Below are 12,688 nucleotides of genomic sequence, written 5' to 3' on the forward strand. Positions count from 1 at the left end.
TACGAAAATCATCCTGGAATTTGTGGTTTTTACTCTTCTTCCCGCGCTGCGTTATGCCGGTTTCCGAGTTCAATAAACTCTTCCAGCAGCGCCGTCAGCTGTTTCATCTTCTCCGGCGTGTATTCCGCCTCGATCTGCTGATACGCCTCTTCGACCTGCGCCTGGGCGTGTTCATACAGCGCATTCCCCTCTTTGGTCAGTGACACGTACAGCTTGCGCTGGTCGTTCACCGGCTTTAAGCGCAGCACCAGGCCGTCGCGCTCCATCCGCGTCAGAATGCCCGTCAGGCTCGGGCGCAGGATGCAGGTGCGAAACGCCAGATCGTGAAAATCCATCGACGGATGTTCAGCCAGCACGCGCACAATGCGCCACTGCTGCTCGGTCAGGTTATGCCGCTTCACGATCGGGCGGAAGTACGACATCGCCGCTTCCCGCGCCTGCAGCAGCGCGATAGTTAATGAATCATGCATAGCCTCTCCCCTTAACATCATTAACAAGTAAACAATCACTAAAAGATGCTTTTATAAACAACACGTTTTCCGTCAAAAAGTCTAACAGAAACCCATCAATTTTATTAAACCTTTGATTTAAATATAAACAAAACACGAAATGTAAATTTATTGTTATTCCCATCACAAATCTTTCACTTCTGATTGCGAAATAAACAGCAAAAGCATAAAACCAGATCATTAACATATTAATGAAATCACAACCCGGACCGCCGGGGTGAGGAGTATATGAATGAAAGGTACCGTTTTTGCCGTCGCCCTCAACCATCAAAGCCAGCGCGAAGCCTGGCGTGAGGCCTTTGAAAAAGCGCCCTACAACACGCCGCCGAAAACGGCGGTGTGGTTTATCAAACCGCATAACACGGTGATCCGCGCGGGCGAGCCGATCCCCTTCCCGCACGGGGAAACGGTGCTGAGCGGCGCGACGGTGGCGCTGGTGGTGGGCAAAACCGCCAGCAGGGTGCGCGCGGAGGACGCCGCGGCGTACATTGCAGGGTACGCGCTCGCCAACGAGGTGAGCCTGCCGGAAGAGAGCTTCTACCGCCCGGCCATCAAGGCCAAATGCCGGGACGGATTTTGCCCGCTCGGCGAGCTGGTCGCCGTTGATAACGTGGATAGCCTGACGATCATCACCGAGATCAACGGCCGCGAAGCGGACCACTGGAGCACGGCCGATCTTCAGCGTAACGCCGCCGAACTGCTGAGCACCCTGAGCGAGTTCGCCACCCTCAATCCCGGCGATGCGATCCTGCTCGGCACCCCGCAAAGCCGCGTTGAGATCCGCCCGGGCGATCGCGTGCGCATTCTGGCAGAAGGCTTTCCGCCGCTGGAAAACCCGGTGGTAGATGAACGCGACGTCGCTCACACGCACCGCACGCCGCCACACGCCACGCTGTTTGCCCTCGGTCTGAACTATGCCGATCACGCCAGCGAGCTGGACTTCAAGCCGCCGACCGAGCCGCTGGTATTTATCAAAGCGCCAAACACCTTCAACGGCGACGGCCAGACGTCGGTGCGCCCGAACAATATCGAATACATGCATTACGAAGCGGAGCTGGTGGTGGTCATCGGTAAAACCGCCCGCAAGGTCAGCGAAGCCGAGGCGATGGACTATGTTGCGGGCTATACGGTCTGCAACGACTACGCCATCCGCGACTACCTGGAAAACTACTACCGCCCGAACCTGAGGGTGAAAAGCCGCGACGGGCTGACGCCCATTTCCCCCCACATCGTGCCGAAAGCGGCCATTCCCGACCCGCACAACCTCGCCCTGCGCACCTTCGTTAACGGCGAGCTGCGCCAGGAAGGCACCACCGCCGATCTCATTTTCAGCATCCCGTACCTGATTGCGTACCTGAGCGATTTTATGACCCTGCAGCCGGGCGACATGATTGCCACCGGCACGCCGAAGGGGCTGTCCGACGTGGTGCCGGGCGATGAGGTGGTGGTGGAAGTGGAGGGCGTGGGACGCCTGGTGAACCGAATTGTCAGCGAGGAGACTGCAAAATGAAAAAGATTAACCACTGGATCAACGGTAAAAACGTCGCCGGAAGCGAGTACTTCCACACCACCAACCCGGCTTCCGGCGAGGTATTAGCGGAAGTCGCCGCCGGCGGTGAAGCTGAAATTCACCAGGCCGTCGCCGCCGCCAAAGAGGCGTTCCCGAAGTGGGCTAACCTGCCGATGAAGGAGCGCGCGCGCCTGATGCGCCGTCTGGGGGATCTGATCGACCAGAACGTGCCGGAGATCGCCGCGATGGAAACCGCCGATACCGGGCTGCCGATCCACCAGACCAAAAACGTGCTCATTCCGCGCGCCTCGCACAACTTCGAATTTTTCGCCGAGGTGTGCCAGCAGATGAACGGCAAGACCTATCCGGTTGACGACAAGATGCTCAACTACACCCTGGTGCAGCCGGTGGGCGTCTGCGCGCTGGTGTCGCCGTGGAACGTGCCGTTTATGACCGCCACCTGGAAGGTCGCGCCGTGCCTGGCACTCGGAAACACCGCGGTGCTGAAGATGTCTGAACTCTCCCCGCTGACCGCCGACCGTCTGGGCGAGCTGGCGCTGGAGGCGGGTATTCCGGCGGGCGTGCTCAACGTGGTGCAGGGCTACGGCGCAACGGCGGGCGACGCGCTGGTGCGCCATCACGACGTGCGCGCCGTCTCCTTCACCGGCGGCACCGCCACCGGCCGCAACATCATGAAAAACGCCGGGCTGAAGAAATATTCCATGGAGCTGGGCGGCAAATCCCCGGTGCTGATTTTTGAAGATGCCGACATCGAGCGCGCACTGGACGCCGCCCTGTTCACCATCTTCTCCATCAACGGCGAGCGCTGCACCGCCGGCTCGCGCATCTTTATCCAGCAGAGCATCTACCCGGAATTCGTCAAGCGCTTTGCCGAGCGCGCCAACCGCCTGCGCGTGGGCGACCCGACCGATCCGACCACCCAGATTGGCGCGCTCATCAGCCAGCAGCACTGGGAAAAAGTCTCCGGCTACATCCGCCTCGGCATTGAAGAGGGCGCGACCCTGCTGGCGGGCGGCCCGGACAAACCGACCGACCTGCCTGCGCACCTGAAGGGCGGCAACTTCCTGCGCCCGACCGTGCTGGCGGACGTCGACAACCGCATGCGCGTGGCGCAGGAGGAGATCTTCGGGCCGGTGGCCTGCCTGCTGCCGTTTAAGGACGAAGCGGAAGGCCTGCGCCTGGCGAACGACGTGGAGTACGGCCTGGCGTCATACATCTGGACCCAGGACGTCAGCAAGGTACTGCGCCTGGCGCGCAATATCGAAGCGGGCATGGTGTTTGTGAACACCCAGAACGTGCGCGACCTGCGCCAGCCGTTTGGCGGCGTGAAGGCCTCCGGCACCGGCCGCGAGGGCGGCGAGTATAGCTTCGAGGTGTTCGCGGAGATGAAGAACGTCTGCATCTCCATGGGCGACCATCCGATTCCAAAGTGGGGGATGTGACCATGGGTAAATTAGCGTTAGCGGCAAAAATCACCCACGTTCCGTCAATGTATCTCTCCGAGCTGCCGGGCAAAAACCACGGCTGCCGCCAGGGCGCCATCGACGGGCATAAAGAAATTAGCAAGCGCTGCCGGGAGCTGGGCGTCGATACCATTATCGTCTTCGACACCCACTGGCTGGTGAACAGCGCCTACCACATCAACTGTGCGGACCATTTTTCGGGCGTCTACACCAGCAACGAGCTGCCGCACTTTATCCGCGACATGACCTACGACTACGACGGCAATCCGGAACTCGGCCAGCTCATCGCCGACGAGGCGGTGAAGCTCGGCGTGCGCGCCAAAGCGCACAACATTCCGAGCCTGAAGCTGGAGTACGGCACGCTGGTGCCGATGCGCTACATGAACGCGGATAAGCACTTCAAGGTGGTCTCTATTTCGGCGTTCTGCACGGTTCACGACTTCGCCGACAGCCGCAGGCTGGGCGAGGCCATCGTCAGCGCCATCGAAAAATACGACGGCACCGTGGCGGTGCTCGCCAGCGGCTCGCTGTCGCACCGCTTTATCGACGACCAGCGTGCGGAAGAAGGGATGAACAGCTACACCCGCGAGTTCGACCGCCAGATGGACGAGCGCGTGGTGAAGCTGTGGCGTGAGGGTCAGTTTAAGGAGTTTTGCAGCATGCTGCCGGAGTACGCCGACTACTGCTACGGCGAGGGCAACATGCACGACACGGTGATGCTGCTGGGGATGCTCGGCTGGGACCAGTACGACGGCAAGGTGGAGTTCCTCACCGAGCTGTTCGCCAGCTCCGGTACCGGCCAGGTTAACGCCGTTTTCCCCCTGCCCGCGTAAGGAGCCACCATGCCGCACTTTATTGCTGAATGTACCGACAACATCCGCGAGCAGGCCGACCTGCCGGGGCTGTTTGCCAAAGTGAACGAGGCGCTCGCCGCCACGGGCATATTCCCCATCGGCGGCATTCGCAGCCGCGCCCACTGGCTGGACACCTGGCAGATGGCCGACGGCAGGCACGATTACGCCTTCGTGCATATGACGCTGAAGATTGGTTCCGGGCGCAGCCTGGAGAGCCGGGAAGAGGTCGGTGAAATGCTGTTTGCGCTGATCAAAACGCATTTTGCGGAGCTGATGGCTAGCCGCTATCTGGCGCTGTCGTTCGAGCTGGACGAGCTGCATCCGACGCTCAATTACAAACAAAACAACGTGCACGCGCTGTTTAAGTAATCCCGTCCCTTCTCCCAGGGGGAGAGGGAGAAAAATATAAAACAGGATATCGCCATGCTCGACAAACATACCCATACCCTGATCGCCCATCGTCTGCATCAGGCGGAACAGTCCCGGGAGCAGATCCGCCAGATCTCCCTTGACTACCCGACGATCACCATCGACGACGCCTACGCCGTCCAGCGCGAATGGGTCAGCCTGAAGATTGCCGAAGGCCGCGTGCTGAAGGGCCACAAGATCGGCCTGACCTCCAAAGCGATGCAGGCCAGCTCGCAGATTAGCGAGCCGGACTACGGCGCGCTGCTGGACGACATGTTCTTCCACGACGGCAGCGATATTCCCGTCGATCGCTTCATCGTCCCGCGCATCGAAGTGGAGCTGGCCTTCGTGCTGGCAAAACCGCTGCGCGGCCCGAACAGCACGATCTTCGACGTCTACAACGCTACGGACTACGTGATCCCCGCGCTGGAGCTGATCGACGCCCGCTGCCACAACGTTGACCCGGAGACCCAGCGCCCGCGCAAGGTGTTCGATACCATCTCCGATAACGCCGCCAACGCGGGGGTGATCCTCGGCGGTCGCCCGATTAAGCCCGACGAGCTGGATCTGCGCTGGATCTCCGCCCTGCTCTACCGCAACGGCGTGATCGAAGAGACCGGCGTTGCCGCAGGCGTGCTTAACCACCCGGCGAACGGCGTGGCGTGGCTGGCGAACAAGCTGGCACCGTACGACGTGCAGCTTGAGCCCGGCCAGATTATTCTCGGCGGCTCCTTTACCCGCCCGGTGCCCGCCAGCAGAGGCGACACCTTCCACGTTGACTACGGCAACATGGGCTCCATCAGCTGCCGCTTTGTGTAAGGAGGCAACCATGCAAAACGCATTCAAAGCGGCGCTGAAGGCGGGCCGTCCGCAAATCGGTTTATGGCTGGGGCTCACCAGCAGCTACAGCGCCGAGCTGCTGGCCGGAGCAGGCTTCGACTGGCTGCTGATCGACGGCGAGCACGCGCCGAATAATGTGCAAACCGTGTTAACCCAATTACAGGCCATCGCGCCTTATCCCAGCCAGCCGGTGGTGCGCCCGTCGTGGAACGACCCGGTGCAGATAAAACAGCTGCTGGACGTGGGCGCGCAAACCCTGCTGGTGCCGATGGTGCAAAACGCCGACGAAGCGCGGCTGGCGGTGCGTGCCACCCGCTACCCGCCTGCGGGCATTCGCGGCGTCGGCAGCGCCCTGGCGCGCGCGTCGCGCTGGAACCGCATTCCGGATTACCTGCAGCAGGCCAACGACGCCATGTGCGTGCTGGTGCAGATCGAAACCCGCGAGGCGCTGAAAAACCTGCCGCAGATCCTCGACGTGGAAGGCGTTGACGGCGTGTTTATCGGCCCAGCGGATCTGAGCGCCGACATGGGCTTTGCCGGCAACCCGCAGCACCCGGAGGTGCAGGCCGCCATCGAGCAGGCGATCGCGCAGATATGCGCCGCCGGTAAAGCGCCCGGCATCCTGATGGCGAACGAGCCGCTGGCGAAACGTTACCTTGAAATCGGCGCGCTGTTTGTCGCCGTCGGCGTCGACACCACCCTGCTCGCCCGCGGCGCCGAAGCGCTGGCGGCACGCTTTATCGAACCACCGGTTACGTCAGTTAATAACAATAAATCCGTCTACTAAACGTAAGATCTGGAGCGCACCATGACGACCTCTACCCTGCAAGCCCATGATAATAAAGCTGTTGAACATCGCGCCATTAACAAGCTGTTCCGACGCCTGATCGTCTTTCTCTTTATCCTGTTTGTCTTTTCGTTTCTCGATCGTATCAACATCGGCTTTGCCGGGTTGACGATGGGCAAGGATCTGGGCCTCACGTCGACCATGTTTGGCCTGGCCGCGACGCTGTTTTATGTCACCTACGTGCTGTGCGGCATCCCGAGCAACATCATGCTGGCGAAGATCGGCGCACGCCGCTGGATCGCCGGGATCATGGTGGTGTGGGGCATCGCCTCCACCTGCACCATGTTCGCCACCAGCCCTGAAACGCTCTACGTTCTGCGCATGCTGGTGGGCATTGCCGAAGCCGGTTTCCTGCCGGGGATCCTGGTCTATCTCACCTGGTGGTTCCCGGCGTATCACCGCGCCCGCGCCAACGCGCTGTTTATGATCGCCATGCCGGTGACCATGATGCTCGGTTCGATCCTCTCCGGCTACATTCTGGCGATGGACGGGCTGTGGAACCTGAAGGGCTGGCAGTGGCTGTTCCTGCTGGAGGGGCTGCCGTCGGTGGTGCTCGGCGTGGTGACCTGGTTTTACCTCAACGACACGCCGGATCAGGCCACCTGGCTCGACGACGACGAAAAGCAGGCGCTGAAAACGATGATCGCCCGCGAGCAGGAGGTCGCCATTGCCCAGTCCGTCACGCCGCGATCGACGCTGCGCGAGGTGCTGACCCCGGCGGTGCTGCTCTACACGCTGGCCTACTTCTGCCTGACCAACACGCTCAGCGCCATCAACATCTGGACGCCGCAGATCCTGCAGAGCTTCAACACGGGAAGCAGCAATATCGTCATCGGCCTGCTGGCGGCGATCCCGCAGTTTTGTACCATTCTCGGGATGATCTGGTGGAGCCGACGCTCCGACAGGCTGAAAGAGCGAAAAAAGCACACCATCCTGCCGTACCTGTTCGCCGCGGCGGGATGGATGCTGGCCTCGGCCACCGATCACAGCCTGATCCAGCTGCTTGGCATCATTATGGCCTCAACCGGATCCTTCACCGCCATGGCCATATTCTGGACCACGCCGGATCGGGTGATTAGCCTGCAGTCCCGCGCGGTGGCGCTGGCGGTGATCAACGCCATCGGCAACGTCGGATCCGCCGTCAGCCCATTGCTGATTGGGATCCTGCGCGACGCCACCGGTAGCTTCAGCTCCGGGCTGTGGTTTGTGGCCGGGCTGCTGGTGGTCGGCGCGCTGGTGCTGACGCGCATCCCGATGACGCAGCGGGATCAACAGAGGAACGATCATGTGCCAGAGCCCTATCGCCAACATTGATATCAGCAAGGAGTACGACGAAAGTCTGGGCACCGACGATGTGCACTACCAGTCGTTCGCGCGCATGGCGGCCTTTTTTGGCCGCGACATGCAGGCGCACCGTCACGACCAGTATTTTCAGATGCACTTTCTCGATACCGGGCAGATTGAGCTCCAGCTCGACGATCACCGCTACTCGGTGCAGGCCCCGCTGTTCGTCCTCACGCCGCCGTCGGTACCGCACGCGTTTATCACCGAATCCGACAGCGATGGTCACGTGCTGACGGTACGCGAGGACCTGATCTGGCCGCTGCTGGAGGTGCTCTACCCCGGCACGCGGGAAGCGTTTGGCCTGCCGGGGATCTGCCTTTCGCTTTCCGACAGGCCGGACGAGCTGGCGGCGCTGAAGCACTACTGGCAGCTGATTGCCCGGGAATCCACGGAACAGCTGCCCGGGCGCGAGCACACGCTAGTCCTGCTGGCGCAGGCGGTGTTTACCCTGCTGCTGCGCAACGCGAAGCTCGACGACCACGCTTCAGGCGGCATGCGCGGCGAGCTGAAGCTGTTCCAGCGCTTTACCCAGCTGATAGATGCCCACTACCACCAGCACTGGACGGTGCCGGAATATGCCAGCGAGCTGCACCTGACCGAATCCCGCCTGACAGATATCTGCCGCCGCTTCGCCAATCGCCCACCAAAACGCCTGATCTTCGACCGCCAGCTGCGGGAGGCCAGACGCTTGCTGCTCTTTTCCGACAGCGCGGTCAGCGACATTGCCTGGCAGCTGGGGTTTAAGGATCCGGCCTACTTTGCCCGGTTTTTTAACCGCTTAGTGGGGTGTTCGCCGAGCGCGTATCGGGCGCAGAAAGTACCGGTATCGCCTGTTCCCCTCACCCCGGCCCTCTCCCAAAGGGAGAGGGAGTAACCGTCCCCTCTCCCTTTGGGAGAGGGTTAGGGTGAGGGAAATCACACTCTGCGATCTCTCGCGAAAAGTACCCGCCGTTGTCCCAATCGTCCCTTCACGTTACGTCCCTCTCAGGCTTCAATTAAACAACAAAAACAAAACATAAATTTAACAACCCTATTCCGATACGAGGTCCCTATGAAGCCTGAAGAGTTCCGCGCTGATGCCAAACGCCCGTTAACCGGCGAAGAGTATTTAAAAAGCCTGCAGGACGGTCGTGAGATTTATATCTACGGCGAGCGCGTCAAAGACGTCACCACCCATCCGGCGTTTCGCAACGCGGCGGCCTCCATCGCGCAGATGTACGACGCGCTGCACAAGCCGGAGATGCAGGACACGCTCTGCTGGGGTACCGACACCGGCAGCGGCGGCTATACCCACAAGTTCTTCCGCGTGGCGAAAAGCGCCGACGACCTGCGCCAGCAGCGCGACGCCATCGCCGAGTGGTCGCGCCTGAGCTACGGCTGGATGGGCCGCACGCCGGACTACAAAGCCGCGTTCGGCTGCGCGCTCGGCGCCAACCCGGCCTTCTACGGCCAGTTCGAACAGAACGCCCGTAACTGGTACACGCGCATTCAGGAAACCGGCCTGTACTTTAACCACGCCATCGTTAACCCTCCGATCGACCGTCACAAGCCGGCAGACGAGGTGAAAGACGTCTACATCAAGCTGGAGAAAGAGACCGACGCCGGGATTATCGTCAGCGGCGCGAAAGTGGTAGCCACCAACTCCGCCCTGACCCACTACAACATGATCGGCTTCGGCTCCGCGCAGGTGATGGGCGAAAACCCGGACTTCGCGCTGATGTTCGTCGCGCCGATGGATGCCGAAGGCGTGAAGCTGATCTCCCGCGCCTCTTACGAGATGGTGGCTGGCGCAACCGGATCACCTTACGACTACCCGCTCTCCAGCCGCTTCGACGAGAACGACGCGATCCTGGTGATGGATCACGTGCTGATCCCGTGGGAAAACGTGCTGATCTACCGCGATTTCGACCGCTGCCGTCGCTGGACGATGGAAGGCGGTTTCGCCCGTATGTATCCGCTGCAGGCCTGCGTGCGTCTGGCGGTGAAGCTCGACTTCATCACCGCCCTGCTGAAGAAATCCCTGGAGTGCACCGGTACCCTGGAGTTCCGTGGCGTGCAGGCGGATCTCGGCGAAGTGGTGGCCTGGCGCAACATGTTCTGGGCGCTAAGTGACTCCATGTGTTCTGAAGCCACCCCGTGGGTCAACGGCGCGTATCTGTCGGATCACGCCGCGCTGCAAACCTACCGCGTGATGGCCCCGATGGCCTACGCCAAGATCAAGAACATCATCGAGCGTAACGTGACGTCCGGACTGATTTACCTCCCGTCCAGCGCCCGGGATCTGAACAACCCGCAGATCGACCAGTATCTGGCGAAATACGTGCGCGGCTCCAACGGCATGGACCACGTCGAACGCATCAAGATTTTGAAGCTGATGTGGGATGCCATCGGCAGCGAGTTTGGCGGTCGTCACGAGCTGTACGAAATCAACTACTCCGGCAGCCAGGATGAGATCCGCCTGCAGTGTCTGCGCCAGGCGCAGAGCTCCGGCAACATGGACAAAATGATGGCGATGGTCGACCGCTGCATGTCCGAATACGACCAGCACGGCTGGACCGTACCGCACCTGCACAACAACAGCGATATCAACATGCTCGACAAGCTGCTGAAATAGCGCAGCGGGAGGTTGCAATGTATTCAGATGAACAACGCCTGCGTTTTCGCGACGCGATGAGCAGCCTGTCGGCTGCGGTTAATGTGGTCACCACCGAGGGCGAGGCGGGCCGCTGCGGTATCACCGCCACCGCCGTCTGCTCGGTGACGGACACCCCGCCGTCGGTCATGGTGTGCATCAACGCCAACAGCGCCATGAACCCGGTCTTTCAGGGCAACGGCAGGCTGTGCGTCAACGTGCTGAACCACGAGCAGGAGATCATGGCTCGCCATTTCGCCGGGATGACCGGTATGACGATGGAAGAACGCTTTGCCCTCTCCTGCTGGCAGAAAGGCCCGCTGGCGCAGCCGGTGCTAAAAGGCGCGCTCGCCAGCCTGGAAGGTGAGATTAGCCAGGTGCAAACCATCGGCACGCATCTTGTCTACCTTGTTGAAGTTAAGAACATCATCCTGAGTGATGCGGGCCACGGCCTGATCTACTTCAGGCGCCGTTTCCACCCGGTCATGCTGGAGGCAGAAGCCGCCGTGTGATCCCCCTCGCGCTGGCCTTTTTTCCGGCCAGCGCCGCTTTCTACAAAAACTCCTAAGGTTTCCGCTAAATCACGCCGTTATATAACCATAAGAGAAATTTTCTGTGACTGAATACTGGCACCCTTTGTCAGTGCATCCGCATCATTCAGCGCATACCTAAATATACAGGATGACCTTATGGCAAAAACGACGCGGAGCCGCTCGGCTGAACGTCTGGTCGATATTCTCCTTGAGCTACATTTAAACGGTGTGGTAAACCGCAGTGCGCTAATGGAAAAATTTAAAATTACCGAGCGTACCGTCTACCGGGATTTAAATGCCCTCTCTCCCATTGTTGAACATACCGGTAACGGGCTATATCGGCTGATCCATTCCGCACAATCGCCCGGCGGACAAGGCTTACATCATACCCTTGCTAACTTCCTGAATGCTGACAGCTTTTTCCCTGAAAGAAATACGGAATTCTGGCAGAAGCTTGAAACGCGCGTTGACGAAAACCATATTCTTATTCTTGGCAATGAAGCCGAACATACGCTAGAACGCGATATTCGCCGCCATTTAACGAAAATCGAGAAATCGATTAAAAACCATAATGTTTGTCAGATCGTTTATAAGGGTAAAACCCGTCTGATTAACCCCTATAAACTCATTAACAAAAAAAATATATGGTATTTACAAGCCACCGAAAATAGCCGCCTGAAATCCTTCTCATTGAGCCAGATTAGCTGGTTTGATATTCAGAAAACGACCTTCACGCCCGAAGAAAATGTTCGTAAGCTGCTGGAGAAAAGCCTTGATCCCTGGGTGTCAGAAGATACTTTCGCGGTGAAAATATTCATTAAAGATAATATTTCACATTACTTCCTGCGCCGCGATCTTCTGCCGGAACAAGAGCTGCTGGAGGAGCAGCAGGGCGGCGTCACGCTGCGCTGCCAGGCGGCACACGAGAACCAGATCCTGCCGCTGCTGTTCTACTGGCTTCCCCATATTCAGATTCTGGAACCGAAATGGCTAAAGGAAAAACTGATCGGAACGCTGGAGAGCTATCTGGCCGTGGAGCGTAACCCGAATAATCAAGTGATCTCAATCACATAATTTCGCCCCCTGGCGGCGAGCCGGAACCGCTCGTCGCCCCCTTTGACCGCTCACCCGGCACTTTCAACCACTCATTCATTTACCGTCCTTTACACGCGCGAGGATCTGGCACGATCGCTCCAGCATTAATCAATACCTCCTCACAACGAACCCTGACCCTTTTTTCTTTACATAAAAAACCAGGTCTTACTATGGATACTAAAAAACTACTGAAGCACGTGCCCTGGGCCTTACTCGGGATCCTCGGCGCTTTTTGTCTGGCGGTTGTCGCATTACGCCGGGGCGAACACGTAAGCGCCCTGTGGATCGTGGTTGCGTCCGTTTCCGTCTATCTTGTTGCTTATCGCTACTACAGCTTGTACATCGCACAGAAGGTCATGAAGCTCGACCCGACGCGCGCCACCCCGGCGGTCATTAACAATGACGGCCTGAACTACGTGCCAACCAACCGTTACGTGCTGTTTGGCCACCACTTTGCCGCAATCGCCGGTGCGGGCCCGCTGGTCGGCCCGGTGCTGGCCGCGCAGATGGGCTACCTGCCGGGTACGCTCTGGCTGCTCGCCGGCGTGGTGCTGGCGGGGGGGGGGCCGGAGTTCTTGGTGGTGGTTATCTCTTCTCGCCGCCACGGCGCCCCTCTGGGGGGGGTGGGCAAA

General features: G+C 59.7%; 13 protein-coding genes. 12 read left to right on the forward strand and 1 reads right to left on the reverse strand.

The features are described 5' to 3' along the window. Positions 1-29: 29 nt before the first annotated feature. Entirely contained in the window at positions 30-470 is a 441-nt protein-coding gene (gene hpaR, locus NUX24_RS11210; protein ID WP_023334396.1) for a homoprotocatechuate degradation operon regulator HpaR, read from the reverse strand. 271 nt (positions 471-741) lie between these two features. On the opposite strand from hpaR, the gene hpaG reads away from it, so the two are divergent. The 12 genes from hpaG to NUX24_RS11270 form a co-directional block, all read left to right on the forward strand. Further along, positions 742-2,019: a 4-hydroxyphenylacetate degradation bifunctional isomerase/decarboxylase gene (gene hpaG / locus NUX24_RS11215; RefSeq protein WP_257831552.1), complete on the forward strand. Its 1,278-nt coding sequence runs from the start codon at positions 742-744 to the stop codon at positions 2,017-2,019. Further along, a complete protein-coding gene (gene hpaE, locus NUX24_RS11220) occupies positions 2,016-3,482 on the forward strand; it encodes a 5-carboxymethyl-2-hydroxymuconate semialdehyde dehydrogenase (RefSeq protein ID WP_257831554.1) in 1,467 nt (488 codons plus the stop codon). Before hpaG ends, hpaE begins: the two co-directional genes overlap by 4 nt. A 2-nt stretch (positions 3,483-3,484) precedes the next feature. Next, entirely contained in the window at positions 3,485-4,336 is an 852-nt protein-coding gene (hpaD, locus tag NUX24_RS11225; protein ID WP_126328895.1) for a 3,4-dihydroxyphenylacetate 2,3-dioxygenase, read from the forward strand. 9 nt (positions 4,337-4,345) lie between these two features. Continuing rightward, positions 4,346-4,726 (forward strand): 5-carboxymethyl-2-hydroxymuconate Delta-isomerase, encoded by a 381-nt coding sequence (locus NUX24_RS11230; protein ID WP_047651633.1) that lies wholly within the window; start codon positions 4,346-4,348, stop codon positions 4,724-4,726. Positions 4,727-4,780: 54 nt separating this feature from the next. After that, positions 4,781-5,584 (forward strand): 2-oxo-hept-4-ene-1,7-dioate hydratase, encoded by an 804-nt coding sequence (hpaH, locus tag NUX24_RS11235; protein WP_257831558.1) that lies wholly within the window; start codon positions 4,781-4,783, stop codon positions 5,582-5,584. A 10-nt stretch (positions 5,585-5,594) separates the two neighbouring features. After that, positions 5,595-6,392 carry a 4-hydroxy-2-oxoheptanedioate aldolase gene (gene hpaI / locus NUX24_RS11240; protein ID WP_257831560.1) on the forward strand — a complete coding sequence of 266 codons (798 nt, stop codon included), beginning with the start codon at positions 5,595-5,597 and terminating at the stop codon, positions 6,390-6,392. Positions 6,393-6,413: 21 nt separating this feature from the next. Further along, positions 6,414-7,766 carry a 4-hydroxyphenylacetate permease gene (gene hpaX, locus NUX24_RS11245; RefSeq protein ID WP_214577104.1) on the forward strand — a complete coding sequence of 451 codons (1,353 nt, stop codon included), beginning with the start codon at positions 6,414-6,416 and terminating at the stop codon, positions 7,764-7,766. Continuing rightward, positions 7,738-8,670 (forward strand): 4-hydroxyphenylacetate catabolism regulatory protein HpaA, encoded by a 933-nt coding sequence (gene hpaA, locus NUX24_RS11250; RefSeq protein WP_193805102.1) that lies wholly within the window; start codon positions 7,738-7,740, stop codon positions 8,668-8,670. The genes hpaX and hpaA overlap by 29 nt, the downstream gene beginning before the upstream one ends. Positions 8,671-8,847: 177 nt before the next feature. After that, positions 8,848-10,410, forward strand: a complete 1,563-nt coding sequence (gene hpaB, locus NUX24_RS11255) for a 4-hydroxyphenylacetate 3-monooxygenase, oxygenase component (protein ID WP_257831563.1) — start codon at positions 8,848-8,850, stop codon at positions 10,408-10,410. Positions 10,411-10,427: 17 nt separating this feature from the next. Continuing rightward, a complete protein-coding gene (locus tag NUX24_RS11260; protein WP_257831565.1) occupies positions 10,428-10,940 on the forward strand; it encodes a 4-hydroxyphenylacetate 3-monooxygenase reductase subunit in 513 nt (170 codons plus the stop codon). A 177-nt stretch (positions 10,941-11,117) separates the two neighbouring features. After that, a complete protein-coding gene (locus NUX24_RS11265; RefSeq protein WP_257831567.1) occupies positions 11,118-12,035 on the forward strand; it encodes a YafY family protein in 918 nt (305 codons plus the stop codon). A gap of 191 nt (positions 12,036-12,226) precedes the next feature. Further along, positions 12,227-12,688: carbon starvation CstA family protein (locus NUX24_RS11270; protein ID WP_308280941.1), on the forward strand; the 462-nt coding region annotated here is incomplete at its 3' end.

Source organism: Enterobacter sp. HG048 (assembly GCF_024702055.1).
GTDB classification, from domain to species: domain Bacteria; phylum Pseudomonadota; class Gammaproteobacteria; order Enterobacterales; family Enterobacteriaceae; genus Enterobacter; species Enterobacter dykesii.

Excerpts from the sequence above, each read along its gene's own strand:
- hpaD (WP_126328895.1), top strand. The coding sequence starts at position 3,485 with ATGGGTAAATTAGCGTTAGCGGCAAAAATCACCCACGTTCCGTCAATG.
- hpaA (WP_193805102.1), top strand. The coding sequence starts at position 7,738 with ATGTGCCAGAGCCCTATCGCCAACATTGATATCAGCAAGGAGTACGAC.
- hpaG (WP_257831552.1), top strand. The coding sequence starts at position 742 with ATGAAAGGTACCGTTTTTGCCGTCGCCCTCAACCATCAAAGCCAGCGC.
- NUX24_RS11230 (WP_047651633.1), top strand. The coding sequence starts at position 4,346 with ATGCCGCACTTTATTGCTGAATGTACCGACAACATCCGCGAGCAGGCC.
- hpaR (WP_023334396.1), bottom strand. The coding sequence starts at position 470 with ATGCATGATTCATTAACTATCGCGCTGCTGCAGGCGCGGGAAGCGGCG.
- NUX24_RS11265 (WP_257831567.1), top strand. The coding sequence starts at position 11,118 with ATGGCAAAAACGACGCGGAGCCGCTCGGCTGAACGTCTGGTCGATATT.
- hpaI (WP_257831560.1), top strand. The coding sequence starts at position 5,595 with ATGCAAAACGCATTCAAAGCGGCGCTGAAGGCGGGCCGTCCGCAAATC.
- NUX24_RS11260 (WP_257831565.1), top strand. The coding sequence starts at position 10,428 with ATGTATTCAGATGAACAACGCCTGCGTTTTCGCGACGCGATGAGCAGC.
- hpaE (WP_257831554.1), top strand. The coding sequence starts at position 2,016 with ATGAAAAAGATTAACCACTGGATCAACGGTAAAAACGTCGCCGGAAGC.
- hpaB (WP_257831563.1), top strand. The coding sequence starts at position 8,848 with ATGAAGCCTGAAGAGTTCCGCGCTGATGCCAAACGCCCGTTAACCGGC.
- hpaH (WP_257831558.1), top strand. The coding sequence starts at position 4,781 with ATGCTCGACAAACATACCCATACCCTGATCGCCCATCGTCTGCATCAG.
- hpaX (WP_214577104.1), top strand. The coding sequence starts at position 6,414 with ATGACGACCTCTACCCTGCAAGCCCATGATAATAAAGCTGTTGAACAT.